Raw genomic sequence first — 19,243 nt, 5'->3', positions numbered from 1 at the left:
GTAGGAAAGATGTTTCGTGAAAAAAATTAAAGAAGGAGCTATTTTTTTTACGGTTGTTGTTGTCTTAATCGGTGTTTTCTTTGTAGCAATGAATATAATTTCGCCACAAACACATCAGGAAGTAGACAGAAACAAAACGACTCAAAAAAGTAAAACAACAATCAAAAAAATAAAACTTGTTGCATTGGGAGACTCATTAACTCATGGCGTAGGCGATACCACCAATCGTGGTGGTTATGTCTATTTGATAAAACAGAAGATACAAAGAAATTATGCGGCTACAGTATCTACTTATAATTATGGGAAAACAGGAGATCGAAGTGACCAAATTCAAAAAAGATTGGAAGCTTCAAATAGTATGCAAAAAAATGTTAAAACAGCTAATGTAATTACATTGACTGTTGGTGGTAACGACATGATGCAAGTTTTGCAAAATAATTTCCTATTACTCGCTAGCAATAAATTATCTACTGTAATGCCCACTGCTAAAGAGAAATATCAACAAAGGCTAACTGCACTGATTAAAACAATCAGGACGTATAATAAGAACTCCCCAATATTTTTATATAGCATATATAATCCATTTTATGTGTATTTTCCAACCTTAACAGATTTGCAAAAATATACAGCGCAATGGAACGAAATTGCTAAAAAGATTGCAAAGAAAAATATGAATATCTATTTTGTTGATGTTAATGCGCAACTATCAGAGGGACAATATTTGGGTAAAAGCAAGACACAACTAAAAACATCGTCAAAACTGAATCTTAATACAACTTCAAGTACTAAATTAGAAGATATTTTAAGTAATCAAAAAGAAAAAAATAATTTCTTATCCAATACAGATCACTTTCATCCTAATTTACGAGGATACAAATATATGACCCAAAGATTGTTTGATGTAATGAAAAAGCATAAGAAAACCTGGTTAAAGGGGAGCGATTAATGTGCCAGAGAAAAAAAGAAGTTTGTTAAAAAAGAAATCAGAAAAACCAATTAATTATTGGAAATGGGCTTTTGCAATTTTATTAGCTTTAATATGTTCCATTGTTTTATTTATTGGATATAAAGTTTTTACGCCAAGTGTTGATCAAAGTCGAATTATAAGTCAAACTAAAACTATAAAAAAAAGTGCAGATATAGATGTTTCGGTTGATAAGAAACAGCTTACTGCAGGTATAAATTATTATTTGAAACAGAACCAAAAGAAGAGTAATATTAAGTATCGTTTCTTATTGGATAAGTCAGCAATTTTGATGGGAACAACCAAGATTTTAGGTCAAAGTGTCTCCTTTACACTGTATTCAACTCCAAAGCTTAATAAGCGTGGAAATATCGTTTTACATGCTAAATCAGTTAGTGTAGGTTCACTCAATGCTCCAGCTTCTTTTGTTCTTCGTTATGTTCAAAATAATTATGACTTGGGTAAATTTGCGACAGTTAACTACAAGAAGAGTACAATTACATTAAATCTGGTACAGGTTACTAAAAAGCAAGGAATTAAGGTTAAAGGTGAGACATTTAATTTGAATTCTAATAAGTTTTTATTCAAAGTATCTGTACCACTCAAATAGGAGGATTTAAGTGCGACAAACTTTTTATCAATATTTAATGACACAGCGCGATTTTAATAGTCTAGATGAAGTAGCACAATTTGCTAATAATGCATTTTATGATCAAAGTTTTCCTAAACAATCAAAGTCTTATGATGAAGTTTCACAATACTTGGAATTAAATGGTAGTTATCTGCCAAGTATGACTATTTTTGATGAGGCTTGGATGAAGTATCTAAATAAAATGGCTTAGAGAGAAGGTTTTTATGTTGGAAAATGACGACAAAAAAGAAGTTACAGAAAATAAAAAAGCGAAAAAAGAGCATCGCAAAGTTAGTATTTGGGCAGTAATAATTACAGCTGTAGTTGCAATAGCAATTGGTGCAGGTGGTATGTATGCATATATGTATAATGAAGTGAAAGAAGCCCAGACAGTTAGTGCTTCAATGAAGAAAATTCAAACAATATACGAAACATTATATTATAATTATTATAAGAAGACGAGTGCTAAAAAGCTTCAAAATGGTGCGATTAATGGAATGATAGATGCTTTAGATGATCAGTTTTCTGAATATATGACAAAATCAGAAGCGGAAAGTTTGAACGACACTATTTCAGGAAGTTTTGTTGGAATTGGGGTTGAAGTACAAAAGTCAGGAAATTATATTAAAGTCATTGCACCAATTGATAATACACCAGCAGCTAAAGCAGGCTTAAAGGCTAAAGACTTAATCACAAAAGTCAATGGCAAGTCAATTAAGGGTGTATCTTTAGAAAAGGTTATTTCAACAATCCGGGGCAAAAAAGGCACATATGTTACTTTAACAATTCAACGCGACGGATCAACTTTTACTAAGAAAGTTAAACGGGCTACCATTCCTGTATCAACAGTGTATGGTAATATTGATAGTAAAAACAAAACGGTTGGCTATATTAAAGTAACCACATTCTCTACAAATACAGCTAAAGAATTCAAAAAAGAGATTAAGATCTTGCGTAAGAAGGGTGCTAAATCATTTGTGATTGATGTTCGTGACAATCCTGGTGGTTTAATGAATGTAGCTATATCAATGGCTTCAATGTTTGTTAAATATGGCAAAAATGTGATGCAAGTTCAAGGACGTAATGGAGAAACAGAAGTATATAAATCAAGTAAAAGTTATTCAGGCGGCTTTAAAGTAACGGAACCAACGGTAGTATTAGTTAATAGTGGTTCTGCCAGTGCTTCAGAAATATTTGCTTCTGCGCTGAATGAATCAGCTAATATTAAATTAATTGGTACAAAAACATATGGTAAAGGTACCGTGCAAACCACACAAGAATATAAGGATGGCACAGAATTGAAGTTGACAATTGATAAATGGTTAACTGCAAATGGAACTTGGATTAACAAAAAGGGAATTGAGCCAACCATTAAATCAGATTGGCCTAGTGTTGCTTATCTGGCTGCGATAAATACTGATAAGTCTTATCAAGAAGGACAAGTTTCCAAACAAGTTAAGAAAATTCAAAAGATTTTGAAGTATTTAGGCTATTTTACTGGCACTTCAAATGGATATTATGGTAGTGATACGAAAGATGCCATTGCTAAATTCCAAAGTGATAATGGTATTACAAGTACCGGAACTGCAGATAAAGCAACAGTTATAAAGATGGAATCTAAGCTATCTAGCAAATTATCTAATCAAGATAATGCCTATAAAACAGCACTTAAGCAATTAACTAACTAAATTAGAAAGTATAATTTAGATGATATTTATTAAAGAAATTTACAGTTGACAAGCAAAATGCTAACTGTAAATTTTTTTATTTGAGAACTGTAAAAATTACCAAAATAGAGCTATTCGCATTCACGATTAAAGTTTGCTACAATAATAAGGGTTATATAATTGGAATTAGAAATGAAAAGAGAGGTATTATGGCAGTTATTCAATGGTTTCCTGGACATATGGCTAAAGCCTTACGCCAGGTAAAAGAAAATTTAAAGTTAGTTGATATTGTTTTAGAATTAGTAGATGCACGGTTGCCCGAGTCATCACGTAATCCACAGCTAGAAAAGATTTTAGAAAATAAACCCAGTATTGTTGTCTTAACTAAAATGGATTTAGCTGATCAAAAACAAACAGCTAAGTGGGTTAATTATTATGAAGAAAATGGTCAACCAGCTGTTGCTATTAATAGCATGCAGGGAAGTTTAAAAGTAATCGAAAAGAAAATTCGCATAGTATTAGCTGAAAAATTAGCTAAAAAAGAAGAAAAAGGCATTATCAATCAACGCATTAAAGTGATGTGTATTGGGATCCCAAATGTTGGTAAGTCAACATTACTCAATCATTTAGTAAAGAAAAATGTCGCACAAGTCGGAAACAAACCGGGTGTTACCAAAGCACAACAATGGCTAAAAGCTGGCAAGAATTTGCAACTATTAGATACACCAGGAATTTTATGGCCAAAATTTGAAGATCCTTTAGTTGGCAAAAAATTAGCATTAACGGGAGCAATAAAGGATAGTCTTTTTAATAAAGATGATGTTGCTTTATACGCAATTGAACATTTTTGTGAGTTTAATCCGCAAGCACTCAAAGAACGCTATAACTTGAGCGATGAGAAACTTGACGATACAACCGTCGAAGTGTTGCTTGAATTAACACGTAAGATGGGGTTCAAAGAAGATTATGATCGAGGTAGCGAGCGCTTGATTTTTGATATTCGTAAAGAAAAATTGGGCCGTTATACTCTAGATAGAGTTCCTATCGCTGCTAGTAAGGTGGCTACGCGTGAATAAGCAATTAACAATTGTTGAAATTAAAAAAAGATTATCCAATTCACAGGTGTCACAAGAAGACCTTACAGAGTTTGCGCATGATAAACGTAAAGGGGTACAAATAGCACTTCGACGTTATGTGCATCAACAAATGCGGGAAAAAGAAAGAAAAGAAGCTTTTGAACAAAGAATGAGCATCGAACACTCATTTTGGGAAAAAAAGCTGAATTATGTTGCGGGTGTAGATGAAGTCGGACGTGGGCCACTTGCTGGGCCAGTAGTAGCTGCTGCAGTTATTTTACCACATGATTTTAATTTAATTGAGGTCAATGATTCTAAACAACTTACAGAAGTAACGCGAGAAAAACTATATGACTTAATTATTGAACAAGCTGTTTCTGTTGCTGTAGGCGTTGTAGATAGTAGCATTATAGATGAAATAAATATTTATGAAGCTACTAGAGTTGCAATGAAAGAAGCTGTTGAAACATTAAGTCACAGACCTAACCAACTAATAGTTGATGCGATGCAAATCGATGTTTCGTTACCACAACTACGCTTAATTAAAGCAGATGCTAAATCTGCATCAGTTGCCGCTGCAAGTATTGTCGCTAAAGTGTATCGAGATCATCTAATGCGTTTTTACGCTCAATTATATCCTGGATATGGGTTTGAACATAATGATGGTTATGGGACAAAGCAACATTTACAAGGATTAAAAAATCAAGGAATCTGTGAAATCCATCGCAGATCATTTGAACCAGTAAAATCATTGATAATTAATTAAAATTAAACAAAATTCTTTCTTTAGATTGCGTATTTATATATAGCACCTAAAGGAGGAATTTTTTTGAAGCTACGAACATTTTTGATTTTAACGCATTTGTGTGAAGGAATAGGAAATAGTAATGAATTACGTATTGCCTCATTTTTAAAAATCTATCAAACCATTCCAACAATAGAAGAGTTACATTCTTTACTACATTTAGATAGTAAAACGATTATGTATTTAGTCCAACAGTTACGAAGTGAAACATTAAGAAAGATTTATCGTGAAAATATTACACAAAGTAAGGTACTTACAATTTTAGATGCTGATTATCCGTTGTTACTACAGGAAAGTTATCAACCACCAGCAGTCCTTTTTTATCGTGGAAATATTGCTTTGTTAAAGCAACCGCTATTAGCTGTTGTTGGAGCGCGTAAATGTGATGTCAATGCACGAAAGAATTTGGAGTTGTTGTTGCCACCTATTTTGCGTACCAATATTGTAACAATTAGTGGATTAGCACAAGGTGTAGATAGTTTAACGCATACGATAACACTAACTCACCAAGTGCCAACTATAGGTGTTATTGGTACAGGCTTAGATGTTGTTTATCCACGAACGAATAGTAGATTACAACAAGATGTTGCAATTAAAGGACTCTTAATAACAGAGTATCCGTTACATAGCTCGCCCAAGCGCTACCATTTTCCACAACGAAATCGAATTATTGCAGGTTTATGTGAAACGCTGCTAGTTGTGCAAGCAAAGCATAAAAGTGGTAGTTTAATTACAGCAAATATTGCATTGCAAAACAATCGCAATGTACTTGCTGTTCCTGGAAGAATTTGTGATTCTCTAAGTGTAGGGTGTAATGAATTAATTGCAGCAGGGGCCAAAATAGTTATATCACCTACGGATATTTTACAGGAATTTCAATCACTACATTTTTGGTACTAGAAAAATATTTTTATTAATATTTTTTAAATCTAGCAAAAGCTGATATTTAAAAGCTTTCATAGTTAGTTTACATTTTGATTTTTATTTATTTTGTGTGTTTTAAATGATAGTATTACTTGACAAAGTCCGTAGTTATGCAATACGATAATATGGATTTTTAAGTAAGAATTGATATTTGAATTACTTACAGAGGAGGAGTTGGTAAAATGCCTACTCAAAGTACTACTATAAATAAGAAAACAACAAAAGCAAAAAGTAAAAAAAGAAAAATTAGTAAAAATCTAGTAATTGTCGAATCTCCATCAAAGGCCAAGACAATTGAAAAATATTTAGGTTCTCGTTATAAGGTAATGGCAAGTATAGGACATATTCGTGATTTACCAAGAAGCAAGATGGGAATTGATGTGGAAAATAATTATGAGCCACATTATATCTCAATTCGAGGTAAAGGTCCTATTATCAAAGATTTACGTAAAGAAGCAAAAAAAGCAGCACATGTCTATTTGGCATCTGATCCCGATCGCGAAGGAGAAGCAATTGCGTGGCATCTTTCCTACTTATTAGGCTTAGATCCAAAAGAAAAAAATCGGGTAGTCTTTAATGAAATTACTAAAGATACTGTAAAGAATGCTTTTAAAACACCACGTGCTATTGATATGGACAAAGTTGATGCTCAACAAGCACGCCGCGTTTTAGATCGATTAGTAGGATATTCAATTAGTCCATTATTATGGGCAAAGGTTAAAAAGGGTCTTTCTGCTGGTCGTGTACAATCAATTGCACTAAATTTGATTATTAAACGCCAAAAAGAAATACAGGCTTTTAAACCTGAAGAATATTGGTCAATTGATGCTCAGTTCAAGAAACAGACTAAAAAATTTAATGCTAGCTTTTATGGTATCAATGGCAAAAAGTTAGAACTATCAAATAATGACGAAGTAAAAAAAGTTTTAGCGCCAATAGATAAGAAAAAACCATTTACGATAAAAGATGTTAAGAAAAGTGAACGTGTTCGAAAACCAATGCAACCATTTACCACCTCAACGATGCAACAAACTGCTAATAATGTTTTGAAATTTAAAACTTCAAAAACAATGATGTTAGCGCAACAGTTATATGAAGGAATCAATCTAGGTAAGGGCGGCACCGTTGGTTTGATTACGTATATGCGTACTGATTCAACTAGAATTTCGGATGTAGCTAAGCATCAAACGTCAGCTTTTATTAGAGAAAATTATGGTGAACAATATGCGGCTTTGAAACCACAAGCGGTTAAACTTAGTGAAGGTGCGCAAGATGCTCATGAGGCGATTCGACCATCTGCAGTTTTACGTACACCGGAAAGCATTGCTCAATATTTGACTAAAGATCAATTAAAATTATATACACTAATTTGGAGTCGCTTTGTTGCTAGTTTAATGAAACCAGCGATTATTGATACGGTTCGTGTTGATATTGAACAAAATGATATTTATTATCGTGCAACTGGGTCACAAATGAAATTTCCAGGATTTACAAAAGTATATCAAGAATCAAAACGTAAAGATAATATTTTACCCGATTTAGTAATTGGCGATGAAGTAATGCTTGTTCAAAATCAACCCAACCAACATTTTACTTTGCCTCCATCTCAATATACAGAAGCAACACTAATTAAAACGTTGGAAGAAAATGGAGTTGGACGTCCCTCAACTTACGCACCTACTTTGAGCGTTATTCAAAAACGTTACTATGTTAAGTTAGTCACACGTAAATTTGAACCAACTGAATTAGGTGAAATAGTTAATAATATTATGGTAGATTGTTTCCCTGATATTTTGAACGTTGGATTTACGGCTAACCTAGAAAATGATTTAGATAGTGTTGAAGAAGGAAAGCAAGAATGGATTAATGTCATTGATCAGTTCTATGGACCTTTTAAAAATGAAGTTGACCAAGCTGATGAAAAATTAGCTAAAATAAAGATTAAAGATGAACCAGCTGGAATTGATTGTGAAATTTGTGGAGCGCCAATGGTTATAAAACTGGGTCGTTTTGGTAAATTTTATGCATGTAGTCGCTTCCCTGATTGCCGCAATACTAAAGCCATCACTAAAGAGATCGGGGTTACTTGCCCACAATGTCATAAAGGACAGGTAATTGAACGTAAGTCGAAAAAGAATCGTATTTTCTATGGTTGTTCTCGTTATCCAGAATGTGAATTTATTTCTTGGGATAAGCCAGTAGGACGCGACTGTCCAAAATGTAAACACTTTTTGATTACCAAAAAAACTAAAAAGGGAATGCAAGTTAAATGTAGTAATTGTGATTACGTGGAATTAATTCAAAAATAGAACGGAGAATACAATATATGGCAGTAACTGTTAATGTTATCGGAGCTGGGCTAGCAGGAAGTGAAGCTGCTTGGCAAATTGCTAATCGAGGTGTACAGGTGCGTTTATATGAAATGCGACCGATTAAGCAAACTCCAGCACATCATACGGAGAATTTTGCAGAATTAGTCTGTACAAACTCACTCAGAGCTAATCAATTAACAAACGGTGTTGGTTTATTAAAAGAAGAAATGCGCCAATTCAATTCGATAATTATGCAGGCGGCAGATGCACACAGTGTTCCTGCCGGAGGTGCTTTAGCAGTTGATAGAGATTCCTTTTCAAAAGCTATCACGAATGCAATTAAAAGTCATAAGAATATTGAAGTTGTTAACGAAGAAGTAACGAAATTACCAGAAGGACTAACGGTGGTTGCATCTGGGCCGTTAACATCAAATCTGTTGGCAGATGCAATAGTTGGTTTTACTGGCGATAGTGGCTTATATTTTTATGATGCGGCTGCTCCAATTATAACTAAAGATTCAATTGATATGAATAAAGCATATTTAAAATCACGTTATGATAAAGGTGAAGCAGCATATATTAATTGTCCAATGACAAAAGCAGAATTTACAGCATTTCAACAAGCACTTGTGTCAGCTGAAATGGCCGAATTACATTCTTTTGAAGACGAAAAGTTTTTTGAAGGTTGTATGCCGATTGAACAAATGGCAATGCGTGGTCCTAAGACAATGTTGTTTGGACCTTTAAAACCAGTCGGATTAGAAGATCCTAAAACGGGGGAGGAACCATTTGCAGTTGTTCAATTGCGTCAAGATAATGCAGTCGGAGATTTATATAATCTGGTAGGTTTTCAAACTCATTTAAAATGGGGAGAACAAAAGCGCGTCTTTTCGATGATTCCTGGACTTGAAAAAGCACAATTTGTTCGGTATGGGGTAATGCATCGCAATACTTATTTGCGTTCACCTGAAATGATGACTCAAACATATCAAACAAAGAAACGGTCAGATCTCTTTTTTGCGGGTCAAATGACGGGGGTTGAAGGATATGTAGAGAGTGCTGCTAGTGGAATGTATGCAGGAATTAATGCGGCTCGTTTGGCTTTAGGGCAAGAACCAGTTATTTTCCCGATTGAAACAATGATTGGTGCAATGGGACATTACATTACACACGCTAATAAAAAACATTTTCAACCAATAAATGCCAATTTTGGTATTGTGCCACGATTGACTGAAAAAATTAGAGATAAACGTGAACGAAATTTGCGACTTTCCAAACGAGCATTAGATACATTAACTCTTTTTAAAGAAAATAAAAATATATAACAAATTACTAAAGCAAAAGTAAGATAAAGAGTCGTTAAGCTAGCCGATATTAATGCCATCAAATAGTATGGTTTGTTGGAGATTACGGCGTTAGTCACATTAACTGCATTTATCAAATATTTAGAGAAAAACAGGTTCGAGACAGTTGTTTCGAACTTGTTTGTGTTAGAAACTCAGCTCAAGTATCACTTGACTAATGTTGACCAATATAAGAAAATGGCAGATGGGAGGTAGCTGTTATGGAGGTAAAATGGGTTGAAGAATTTAAGAAGTATTTAACGGTTGAGCGACAATATTCGTTAGCCACAGTTACTGCGTACGCAACTGATCTAAAGAACTTTATGCAGTTTATTGACGATAGTGGCGGAGCAGAATCTTTTGCGACTATAGCAAATACAGACGTTCATGCATACATGAGTTATTTGTATGAGCAAGCCTATAAAACCACTTCTATTGCGCGAATGTTATCCAGTCTTCGTTCTTTTTACAGCTTTTTGATGAAGAATAAGCATGTAACTAATAATCCATTTATCTACGTTCAGTTAAAGCGACATCCACGCCCGTTACCAAGATTTTTCTATGAAAAAGAAATGAATGCGCTTTTTGAAGCAACTAAGGGTGATGATCTGTTAAGCATTCGCGATAATGCATTATTAGAAACACTCTATGCAACAGGCATGCGTGTTAGTGAGTGTACCGGATTGACACTTGATGCAATTGATTTTTCTATGAAAGCAATGTTACTACATGGTAAAGGGTCTAAGGATCGCTATGTTCCTTTCGGAAAATACTGTGCACATGCATTAGAAAAATATTTTCAAGAATGTCGAACACCGTTACTAACTAAGTTTAAAAAGCAACATGATTATGTTTTTGTAAATCATTATGGGAATCCTTTGACAAATGCAGGTGTAACCTATATCTTGAATAGTATCATCAAAAAAAGTTCATTAACAACAACAATTCATCCGCATGAATTACGGCATACCTTTGCGACACATCTTATGAGCAATGGTGCTGATTTAAGAGCAGTACAAGAATTGTTGGGACATAGTAGTTTATCTACAACACAAATTTATACACACGTGACGCCAGAACACTTGCAACGTGATTATCGCAAGTACTTTCCGCGTACTTAAAGAATTTAAAATCAGAGAATTATGAGGAGGAGATACGATGACAGTATCATTTCATGCAACAACCATATGTGCAGTTCGACATAATGGTCACTGTGCAATGGCAGGAGATGGACAAGTAACTATGGGAGAAAAGATAATTATGAAAAACACCGCCCATAAAGTTCGCCGTATTTATAACAATCAAGTAGTTGTTGGTTTTGCTGGTAGTGTAGCAGATGCTTTCAATCTAGAAGAACGCTTTGAAAACAAATTAAATGAATATAGTGGTAATTTGCAAAGGGCTGCTGTAGAACTTGCGCAAGAATGGCGGAGTGATCAAGCTTTACAAAAACTAGAGGCTTTACTAATTGTTATGGATAAGGATAGTCTACTCCTTGTATCAGGCTCTGGTGAAGTAATTGAGCCAGATGATAATATCCTTGCGATTGGATCAGGAGGAAATTACGCGCTTGCGGCAGCTAAGGCACTTACTAATCATGTAAAAGATATGTCTGCTGTTGATATTGCTAAAGCAGCAATTAATATAGCTGGTGATATTGATATTTTCACTAACCATAATGTTATTGCAGAAGAACTTTAAGGAGGCTGTATTTGTGAATACAATTGATAAAACACCTAAACAAATAGTTAATGAACTTAATCAATATGTGATTGGTCAAGACCAGGCTAAAAAAGCAATTGCAGTTGCATTACGGAATCGTTATCGTCGAATGCAATTGGATGAAGATATGCAAGAAGAAGTAACGCCCAAAAACGTATTAATGATTGGGCCAACAGGGGTTGGTAAAACAGAAATTGCACGAAGATTAGCCAAAATTGTTAAGGCACCATTTATAAAAGTTGAGGCAACAAAGTTCACAGAAGTAGGCTATGTTGGACGCGATGTTGAATCAATGGTACGTGATTTAGTTGAAATAGCTTATAAAATGGAACAGGATAGTCTTTTTAAAACAGTCCGTTCGCAAGCTGTTGAACAGGCGGATAAACGCCTAGTGAAACTGTTAGTTCCCGCTAAGAAAAAAGAACAGAAGAATCAACAACCTAATTTTATGCAGGTAATGCGTGATTTACAAAATGGTAAAGTTCCTGACTATTTAAGCCAAGAGCAAGAAGAATCAGAAGAGGTAACTGATGATGTTAAAAATGAGCGCCTTAGTGTAAAAGAACAATTGCGCAGAGGATTGCTTGAAAATACAAACATCACAATTCAAATGGATGATCCAACTCAAAGCGTTAATGCGCAAAATGACATGCTAGGGTCTATGGGCGTTGATTTGGGTGAGATGATGGGCGCATTGCGACCTAAAAAACGTGTTACAAGAACAGTTACTGTAAAAGAAGCGCGTGAAATTTTTGTGCGTGAAGAGTCAGAAAAGTTAGTTAATTCTGCTGATTTAGCCGATGGAGCTATTAAACGTGCTGAAAATACAGGTATTATATTTATTGATGAAATAGATAAAGTAACTTCAAAATCCAAACAAGGAGCAGGAGAAGTTTCGCGTGAAGGTGTCCAACGTGATATTTTGCCAATAGTTGAAGGCTCGCAAATTAAAACCAAATACGGTCTGATTAAAACAGATCATATATTGTTTATTGCCTCGGGTGCATTTCAAGAAGCCAAACCAAGTGATTTAATAGCTGAACTGCAGGGACGCTTTCCAATTCGAGTAGAGTTAGAAGATTTGAAGGCAAAGGATTTTGTACGTATTTTAACAGAACCTAATAATGCATTGGTAAAACAATACATTGCTTTAATAGGGACTGATAATATTCAAGTTACATTCACAATTGAAGCAATCCAAAAAATTGCTGAAATTGCGTATAACGTTAATCATGAAACAGAAAATATTGGGGCTAGACGCCTACATACTATTCTAGAAAAACTATTAGAAGATCTTTTGTATGAAGGACCTGATATGCAAATGGGTGAAATAACGATTACAGAAGCTTATGTAAATGATAAAATTGGCAAGATTGCTGGAGATAAAGATTTAAGTCGTTATATCTTGTAATGTTTGGAGGAATTCAAAGTGGTAGTCGTATTAGAAAATAAAGATCTGTATGCAACGATTAAGGAGCATGGTGCAGAATTAAGTTCTTTGCGCTCTAAAAAGACAGGGTATGAATATATTTGGTATGGAGATGCAGCATATTGGAGTCGGCAAGCACCTGTTTTATTTCCAATTGTAGGAAAAGTCAAAAATGGTGCATATTATGTAGGCAAGCAAAAGTATCATTTAGGCCAACATGGCTTTGCTCGTGATATGGATTTTACTGTTGTAGAAAAAACAAAAAGTAAAGTCATTTTAGAATTACTAGCAAATGAAGCTACTAAAGCGAGTTATCCGTTTGACTTTATTTTACAATTAACTTTTGAATTGTGTGTCGATGGTATCAAGGTTTCTTATACAGTCAAGAATCCGTCTGCATCTGAAATCTATTTTTCAATTGGAGGACATCCAGCTTTCAATGTTCCTATAACAACTAATGAAAAATTTGATGATTATAGAGTAGAATTATTACCTACCAAGAAAAGAAAGAGAATTCCGCTTATTGATGGATTGATAAAACCAGCAGAGAGCTTTTTCGACGAAGGTCAAATAACGGTTCAACAAGAAACATTTAAGGATGATGCCTTAATTTATGCTTTGGAAAATAAACCAACTACAGTTAGATTAGTTTCTAGTAGCAGTAATCATGGTGTTTCATTAACTACAGAAGATGCTGCTTTTGTAGGAATATGGTCTCCTGATAAAGAAAACAGTCGTTTTGTTTGCTTAGAACCGTGGTGGGGTGTTGCTGATTCAGCAGATACTACAGGTGATTTTACTCAAAAAATTGCAATTAATAAATTAGCACCTACAGAAACTTTCCATAAAACATATCAAATAAAAATTTTTTAATCGAAAAAAGCTCAAAATTCGGATTACACTAAACGAATTTTGAGCTTTTTTGCGATTATTTTTGTTTATTCTGTTGCTTTTTATACCATAGACCAAATGGAACCATATTTTCTGTCCCATTCTTTATTCGTTCAATATTGCCCCAATGGCGAACATATACAAATATTGTTAATGAAAATGCAACAATGATTAAAATCCAATCACCAAAAAATAATGAAATTATACTAATAATTGTAAAGCCTACCATACTTGCGACACTAACCATACTGGTTATATATAGTGTCAATAAAAAAATTATCCATGAGATACAAAAGAAAAGAGGATTATAAATTAATAAAACACCCACACTTGTTGCCACAGCTTTTCCACCCTTAAATTTTGCAAAAATTGGAAAAGCATGACCAAAAATTGCTGATAATCCAATCAGCATAATATTGGCGTTTGAATGGAACATAAGGGGCAGACAGGCTGTCAACGTTCCCTTAAACATATCAAGAAGTAAGACAAGAGTACCTGCTTTTTTGCCCAAAACACGGAAAGTATTTGTAGTGCCCATGTTACCACTGCCATATTGGCGAACATCTTTCCCATAGAAAGCTTTGCCAATCCAAACACCAGAAGGAATAGATCCTAATAAATAACCAATAACAAGCATGAGTAAGATTTTTGTATCCACTCAATGAAACCTCCTTAGTAATTATCCGTTTAATTGTAGCACTATCTGCTAATAAACTTCAATCTAATTTTAATATTAGTCTTTATATTTTTTTAAATTAGTTGAAGCATTCAATGAATAAATGCTATGATTATATTGTTATGCTTTACTTTAAAGCTGTTTTTAAGTTATCATATACTGATTACTGCAAAAAATGCAGGGAGAGTTTACTCCGATTAATATATAGAAGGGGTTAATTATAAATGGCAAAAAAACCAAATTATGATGATGATTCAATACAGGTTTTAAAAGGCCTCGAAGCTGTTAGAAAACGACCGGGGATGTATATTGGTTCAACAGATGCCAAAGGATTACATCATTTAGTTTATGAGATAGTAGATAATGCAGTAGATGAAGCTTTATCAGGCTACGGTAAACAAATAGATGTCGTAATTCATCAAGATGAATCAATCACTGTTGTAGATTATGGTCGAGGAATGCCTGTTGGAATGCATTCTTTAGGTATTCCAACAGTCGAAGTTATTTTTACAGTGCTTCATGCTGGAGGAAAATTTGGACAAGGAGATTACAAAACCTCAGGTGGATTACATGGGGTGGGTGCTTCAGTTGTTAATGCCTTATCATCTAAATTAACGGTTAATACAGTTAGAGATGGAATTGAGTATGAAGAAGACTTTGTTGACGGTGGTCAACCAATAGGTACATTGCGTAAATTAGGTAAAACAAAACGCCAAAGTGGAACCACAGTTACTTTTAAACCAGATGCAACTATTTTTTCTACCACACATTTTAATTATGATACCTTAGCTGAAAGATTACGTGAATCAGCATTTTTACTTAAAGGTGTGAAAATAACACTGACAGATGAACGTAATGATGTGCAAGATATTTTTCATTTTGAGGAAGGTATTAAACAATTTGTTGCTTATTTGAATGAAGATAAAGATACTTTAGGAAATGTACTGTATTTTGATGGTACAAAAGATGGCGTGGAAGTTGAGGTTGCTGCTCAATATAATGATGGCTATTCAGAAAATATTATGTCATTTGTCAATAATGTGCGTACCAAAGATGGTGGGACACACGAAGTAGGAATGAAATCAGCCTGGACAAAGGCATTTAATGACTATGCACGCAAAATTAACTTATTAAAAGAAAAAGATAAAAATCTTGAAGGTAGCGATGTTCGTGAAGGACTTGCTGCGGTTATTTCTGTGCGTATTCCAGAAGAATTACTACAATTCGAAGGACAAACAAAGGGTAAATTAGGAACTCCAGAAGCACGAACAATCGTTGATAGTGTTGTTAGTGAACAGCTAACATATTATTTGATGGAAAATGGTGAGTTTGGACAAGATTTAGTGCGCAAATCTTTAAAGGCACGGGAAGCACGGGAAGCTGCTCGTAAAGCAAGAGATGAGAGTAGGACAGGTAAGAAGAAACGTAAACTTGAAAGAAACTTATCAGGTAAATTAACGCCAGCACAATCAAAAAATGCTAAGAAAAATGAATTATTTTTAGTCGAAGGGGATTCTGCGGGTGGCTCAGCCAAGCAGGGACGTGATCGTAAATTTCAAGCTATTTTGCCATTAAGAGGTAAAGTGCTAAATACAGAAAAAGCCAAATTACAAGATATTGTAAAAAATGAAGAGATAAATACAATGATTTATACGATTGGTGCTGGAGTCGGTGCAGAATTTAATATCGATGATGCTAACTATGACAAAGTTATCATTATGACTGATGCAGATACTGATGGTGCGCATATTCAAACTTTGTTGTTGACATTTTTTTATAAATATATGCGTCCAATGATTAATGCTGGCAAGATTTATATTGCATTGCCTCCTTTGTATAAATTACAAAAAAACGTTAAGAAAAAACACGTAATTCGCTATGCATGGACAGATGCAGAATTAGATAATGCTGCTAAAGATATTGGTAAAGGTTATACACTCCAAAGGTTTAAGGGCCTTGGTGAGATGAATGCTGATCAATTGTGGGAAACAACGATGAATCCAGAGACGAGAACTTTAGTCCGAATAAAAATTGATGATGAAACAGTTGCTGAAAAGCGAGTTACAACTCTGATGGGCGATAAGGTTGAACCACGAAGAAAATGGATTGAAAAGAATGTTCAATTTACGTTAGAAGAAGATGGCAGTTTATTAGATACTACAGTTGCTGAAGGTGCACATGAGGATTTAGAGAAACAAGACGAAGTGTTACAACCATCATTATTTGATAGTAGTACTGAAGATTAGGAGGTATTAAAGTGACACATAATAATATTCAGGAACTTTCACTTGAAGCTGTTATGGGTGAACGATTTGGCCGATATTCAAAATATATTATCCAAGAACGTGCTTTACCAGATATCCGTGACGGTCTTAAGCCAGTACAACGGCGTATTCTTTTTGCAATGAATCAGGATGGAAATACTTATGACAAAGCCTTTAGAAAATCAGCAAAATCCGTTGGTAACGTTATGGGTAATTTTCACCCGCATGGTGATAGTTCTATTTATGAAGCAATGGTTAGACTAAGCCAAGATTGGAAATTACGTGAACCCTTAATTGAAATGCACGGTAACAATGGCTCAATGGACGGGGATCCACCTGCTGCTATGCGATATACTGAGGCACGGCTATCAAAGATAGCTTCAGAAATGTTACGTGATATTGATAAAAAGACTGTTGATATGGTATTGAACTTTGATGATACTGAGTATGAACCAATGGTTTTACCAGCACGCTTCCCTAATTTACTAGTTAATGGATCAACTGGAATTTCAGCGGGTTATGCAACTGAAATTCCAACCCATAATCTAAAAGAAACGATTGACGCTACTATTTATTTACTAGAGCACCCACAAGCGCAGTTACCTGAACTAATGCGCTTTGTCAAGGGACCTGATTTTCCTACTGGAGGAATATTACAGGGCTTAGATGGAATTAAAAAAGCATATGAAACTGGACGGGGACGTACAATTTTAAGAGCACGTACCCAGATTGAAAGTCTTCGCGGGGGTAAGGAACAAATTGTTGTTACCGAAATTCCTTACGAAGTTAATAAAGCCAGTTTAGTTAAACACATTGATGAATTACGTTTACTAAAAAAAGTTGAAGGTATTGCAGAAGTTCGGGATGAAAGTGATCGTGAAGGTTTGCGAATTGTTGTCGAGTTGAAAAAGAATGCTAATGCACAGGGAATCTTGAATTTCTTACTTAAAAATACAGATTTACAAATTTCATATAATTTCAACATGGTAGCAATTAATAATAAACGACCGGAGCATGTTGGTCTAAAAAAGATTTTAACAGCCTATATAGCCCATCAAAGAGATGTTACAACTAAACGTACACAATTTGATTTAAATAAGGCTAAGGCGCGTGCACACATCGTAGAAGGCCTTATTAAGATGCTTTCTATTTTAGATGAAGTGATTAAAACGATTCGTGGGTCTAAAAATAAAGCTGATGCTCAAAAAAATTTGGTAGTAAGTTTCCAATTTACACAAAAGCAAGCTGAAGCTATTGTATCATTACAATTATATCGGTTAACAAATACGGATGTCGTTGCTTTAGAAGAAGAGGCTAAGGACTTACGTGAACATATCGAAAAATATGAGAACATTTTAGGCAATCAAAAAGAATTAGATAAAGTCATAAAAAAAGAATTACTAACTATTGTAAAAAATTATGCTACACAGCGTCGTACAGAAATTCAAGCAGAAATTGAGAACATTCAAGTTGAAACAGAAGTAACCGTTGCGCAAGAAGATGTTATGGTGTTGGTATCACATGATGGTTATGTAAAACGTTCATCATTAAGATCATTTAATGCTTCAGGTAATGCAGAAAATGGACTTAAAGATGAAGATTATCCCATTCTTCAAACTACAGCGAATACGCTAAATCATCTTTTAATCTTTACTAATAAGGGCCATGTGATTTATCGTCCGGTACATGAGATAAGTGAACAGCGTTGGAAAGATACTGGGGAGCATTTATCTCAGACAGTTGGATTAGATGCTGATGAAGTTGTTTTAAAGGCCTATATTTTTAAGGATCTAGAGCAAACTGGTAATTTCGTATTTGCAACACGAGAAGGGTTCATTAAGCAAACACCACTAAATGAACTAAAACCAGGGCGAACATATAAAACCAGAGCATCATCATTTATCAAATTAAAAAAGAATAGTGATGACGTTATTTTGATTAATTATCAAGAAAACATTAGGCAGGACTTACAGGTCTTTTGTATTACAAATGCTGCTTATGGTTTAAGATATGATTTAAGTGAAGTGCCTGTTAATGGAGCTAAGGCTGCAGGTGTTAAATGTATGGATTTACGTGATGATTACTTGATAAGTGTATTATTAGTTAGCGAAAACGACGTCGTTGGTGTATTAACACAACGAGGTGCTTTTAAGAAAATGAAAGTTAGTGAAGTCACGAAAACAACAAGAGCGCGCCGTGGTGTTCAAATTATGCGTGAACTTAAGCGTAATCCGCATCGTATTATACTAGCCCAAATAATAAATGATAATCAAACATTCAGGTTATTAACAAATAAACAAGAAACAATCGATATATCTCCGAAAGATCATCCATTTGGTGATAGATATTCAAATGGATCATTTCTATTAGATGTTGAAACACAGGGGATTCCTGTAACATGGAACAACTTAGAGATGGAAACAACCAATAGTTCAACAGACGAAAAAGAATAGAAATGAGAATGCGACAAAAGGCGGTTTGCTAAAAGAGCGTTAATAAGCTTTATCTTAAATTATGGATTTAAGCACAACTAGTTGCC

16 protein-coding genes are annotated in these 19,243 nt (G+C 34.4%); 15 read left to right on the top strand and 1 reads right to left on the bottom strand.

The window, feature by feature from the left end:
• Positions 1–16: 16 nt before the first annotated feature.
• The 13 genes from LB941_RS02215 (at position 17) to LB941_RS02155 (ending at position 13,746) form a co-directional block, all read left to right on the top strand.
• Positions 17–946: an SGNH/GDSL hydrolase family protein gene (locus LB941_RS02215; RefSeq protein ID WP_253359126.1), complete on the top strand. Its 930-nt coding sequence runs from the start codon at positions 17–19 to the stop codon at positions 944–946.
• Positions 942–1,574, top strand: coding sequence for a YpmS family protein (locus LB941_RS02210; RefSeq protein ID WP_425270481.1), 633 nt, complete (start codon positions 942–944; stop codon positions 1,572–1,574). Before LB941_RS02215 ends, LB941_RS02210 begins: the two co-directional genes overlap by 5 nt.
• A gap of 10 nt (positions 1,575–1,584) precedes the next feature.
• A complete protein-coding gene (locus tag LB941_RS02205) occupies positions 1,585–1,806 on the top strand; it encodes a YozE family protein (protein WP_275979983.1) in 222 nt (73 codons plus the stop codon).
• A gap of 16 nt (positions 1,807–1,822) precedes the next feature.
• Positions 1,823–3,283 carry a S41 family peptidase gene (locus LB941_RS02200; protein ID WP_425270480.1) on the top strand — a complete coding sequence of 487 codons (1,461 nt, stop codon included), beginning with the start codon at positions 1,823–1,825 and terminating at the stop codon, positions 3,281–3,283.
• A gap of 188 nt (positions 3,284–3,471) precedes the next feature.
• Positions 3,472–4,338, top strand: coding sequence for a ribosome biogenesis GTPase YlqF (ylqF, locus tag LB941_RS02195; RefSeq protein WP_253359122.1), 867 nt, complete (start codon positions 3,472–3,474; stop codon positions 4,336–4,338).
• A complete protein-coding gene (gene rnhB, locus LB941_RS02190; RefSeq protein ID WP_253359120.1) occupies positions 4,331–5,104 on the top strand; it encodes a ribonuclease HII in 774 nt (257 codons plus the stop codon). The genes ylqF and rnhB overlap by 8 nt, the downstream gene beginning before the upstream one ends.
• 63 nt (positions 5,105–5,167) lie before the next feature.
• Positions 5,168–6,043 (top strand): DNA-processing protein DprA, encoded by an 876-nt coding sequence (dprA, locus tag LB941_RS02185; RefSeq protein ID WP_253359118.1) that lies wholly within the window; start codon positions 5,168–5,170, stop codon positions 6,041–6,043.
• Positions 6,044–6,249: 206 nt separating this feature from the next.
• Positions 6,250–8,376: a type I DNA topoisomerase gene (gene topA / locus LB941_RS02180; RefSeq protein WP_253359116.1), complete on the top strand. Its 2,127-nt coding sequence runs from the start codon at positions 6,250–6,252 to the stop codon at positions 8,374–8,376.
• Between the two features lie 17 nt (positions 8,377–8,393).
• Positions 8,394–9,704, top strand: coding sequence for a methylenetetrahydrofolate--tRNA-(uracil(54)-C(5))-methyltransferase (FADH(2)-oxidizing) TrmFO (trmFO, locus tag LB941_RS02175; RefSeq protein WP_253359115.1), 1,311 nt, complete (start codon positions 8,394–8,396; stop codon positions 9,702–9,704).
• A gap of 239 nt (positions 9,705–9,943) precedes the next feature.
• Entirely contained in the window at positions 9,944–10,843 is a 900-nt protein-coding gene (gene xerC / locus LB941_RS02170) for a tyrosine recombinase XerC (protein ID WP_253359114.1), read from the top strand.
• Between the two features lie 37 nt (positions 10,844–10,880).
• Positions 10,881–11,423: an ATP-dependent protease subunit HslV gene (hslV, locus tag LB941_RS02165; RefSeq protein WP_253359113.1), complete on the top strand. Its 543-nt coding sequence runs from the start codon at positions 10,881–10,883 to the stop codon at positions 11,421–11,423.
• Positions 11,424–11,436: 13 nt separating this feature from the next.
• Positions 11,437–12,855 (top strand): ATP-dependent protease ATPase subunit HslU, encoded by a 1,419-nt coding sequence (gene hslU / locus LB941_RS02160; RefSeq protein WP_253359112.1) that lies wholly within the window; start codon positions 11,437–11,439, stop codon positions 12,853–12,855.
• A gap of 18 nt (positions 12,856–12,873) precedes the next feature.
• On the top strand, positions 12,874–13,746 hold the full coding sequence (locus tag LB941_RS02155) for an aldose 1-epimerase family protein (protein ID WP_253359111.1): 873 nt from the start codon (positions 12,874–12,876) through the stop codon (positions 13,744–13,746).
• A 55-nt stretch (positions 13,747–13,801) separates the two neighbouring features.
• Here LB941_RS02155 and plsY read toward each other — a convergent pair whose 3' ends face one another.
• On the bottom strand, positions 13,802–14,422 hold the full coding sequence (gene plsY, locus LB941_RS02150) for a glycerol-3-phosphate 1-O-acyltransferase PlsY (RefSeq protein WP_253359109.1): 621 nt from the start codon (positions 14,420–14,422) through the stop codon (positions 13,802–13,804).
• 242 nt (positions 14,423–14,664) lie between these two features.
• On the opposite strand from plsY, the gene parE reads away from it, so the two are divergent.
• Positions 14,665–16,686 (top strand): DNA topoisomerase IV subunit B, encoded by a 2,022-nt coding sequence (gene parE, locus LB941_RS02145; protein WP_253359108.1) that lies wholly within the window; start codon positions 14,665–14,667, stop codon positions 16,684–16,686.
• 53 nt (positions 16,687–16,739) lie between these two features.
• Positions 16,740–19,157, top strand: a complete 2,418-nt coding sequence (gene parC / locus LB941_RS02140; protein ID WP_253359284.1) for a DNA topoisomerase IV subunit A — start codon at positions 16,740–16,742, stop codon at positions 19,155–19,157.
• The last annotated feature ends 86 nt before the right edge of the window (positions 19,158–19,243 follow it).

It is taken from the genome of Ligilactobacillus ubinensis, assembly GCF_024160875.1.
Classification (GTDB): domain Bacteria; phylum Bacillota; class Bacilli; order Lactobacillales; family Lactobacillaceae; genus Ligilactobacillus; species Ligilactobacillus ubinensis.
The sequence above is the reverse complement of the archived record's forward strand: the minus strand, read 5'-3'. Positions and strand labels throughout refer to the sequence as shown.

Excerpts from the sequence above, each read along its gene's own strand:
- ylqF (WP_253359122.1), top strand. The coding sequence starts at position 3,472 with ATGGCAGTTATTCAATGGTTTCCTGGACATATGGCTAAAGCCTTACGC.
- topA (WP_253359116.1), top strand. The coding sequence starts at position 6,250 with ATGCCTACTCAAAGTACTACTATAAATAAGAAAACAACAAAAGCAAAA.
- trmFO (WP_253359115.1), top strand. The coding sequence starts at position 8,394 with ATGGCAGTAACTGTTAATGTTATCGGAGCTGGGCTAGCAGGAAGTGAA.
- xerC (WP_253359114.1), top strand. The coding sequence starts at position 9,944 with ATGGAGGTAAAATGGGTTGAAGAATTTAAGAAGTATTTAACGGTTGAG.
- hslV (WP_253359113.1), top strand. The coding sequence starts at position 10,881 with ATGACAGTATCATTTCATGCAACAACCATATGTGCAGTTCGACATAAT.
- parE (WP_253359108.1), top strand. The coding sequence starts at position 14,665 with ATGGCAAAAAAACCAAATTATGATGATGATTCAATACAGGTTTTAAAA.
- parC (WP_253359284.1), top strand. The coding sequence starts at position 16,740 with ATGGGTGAACGATTTGGCCGATATTCAAAATATATTATCCAAGAACGT.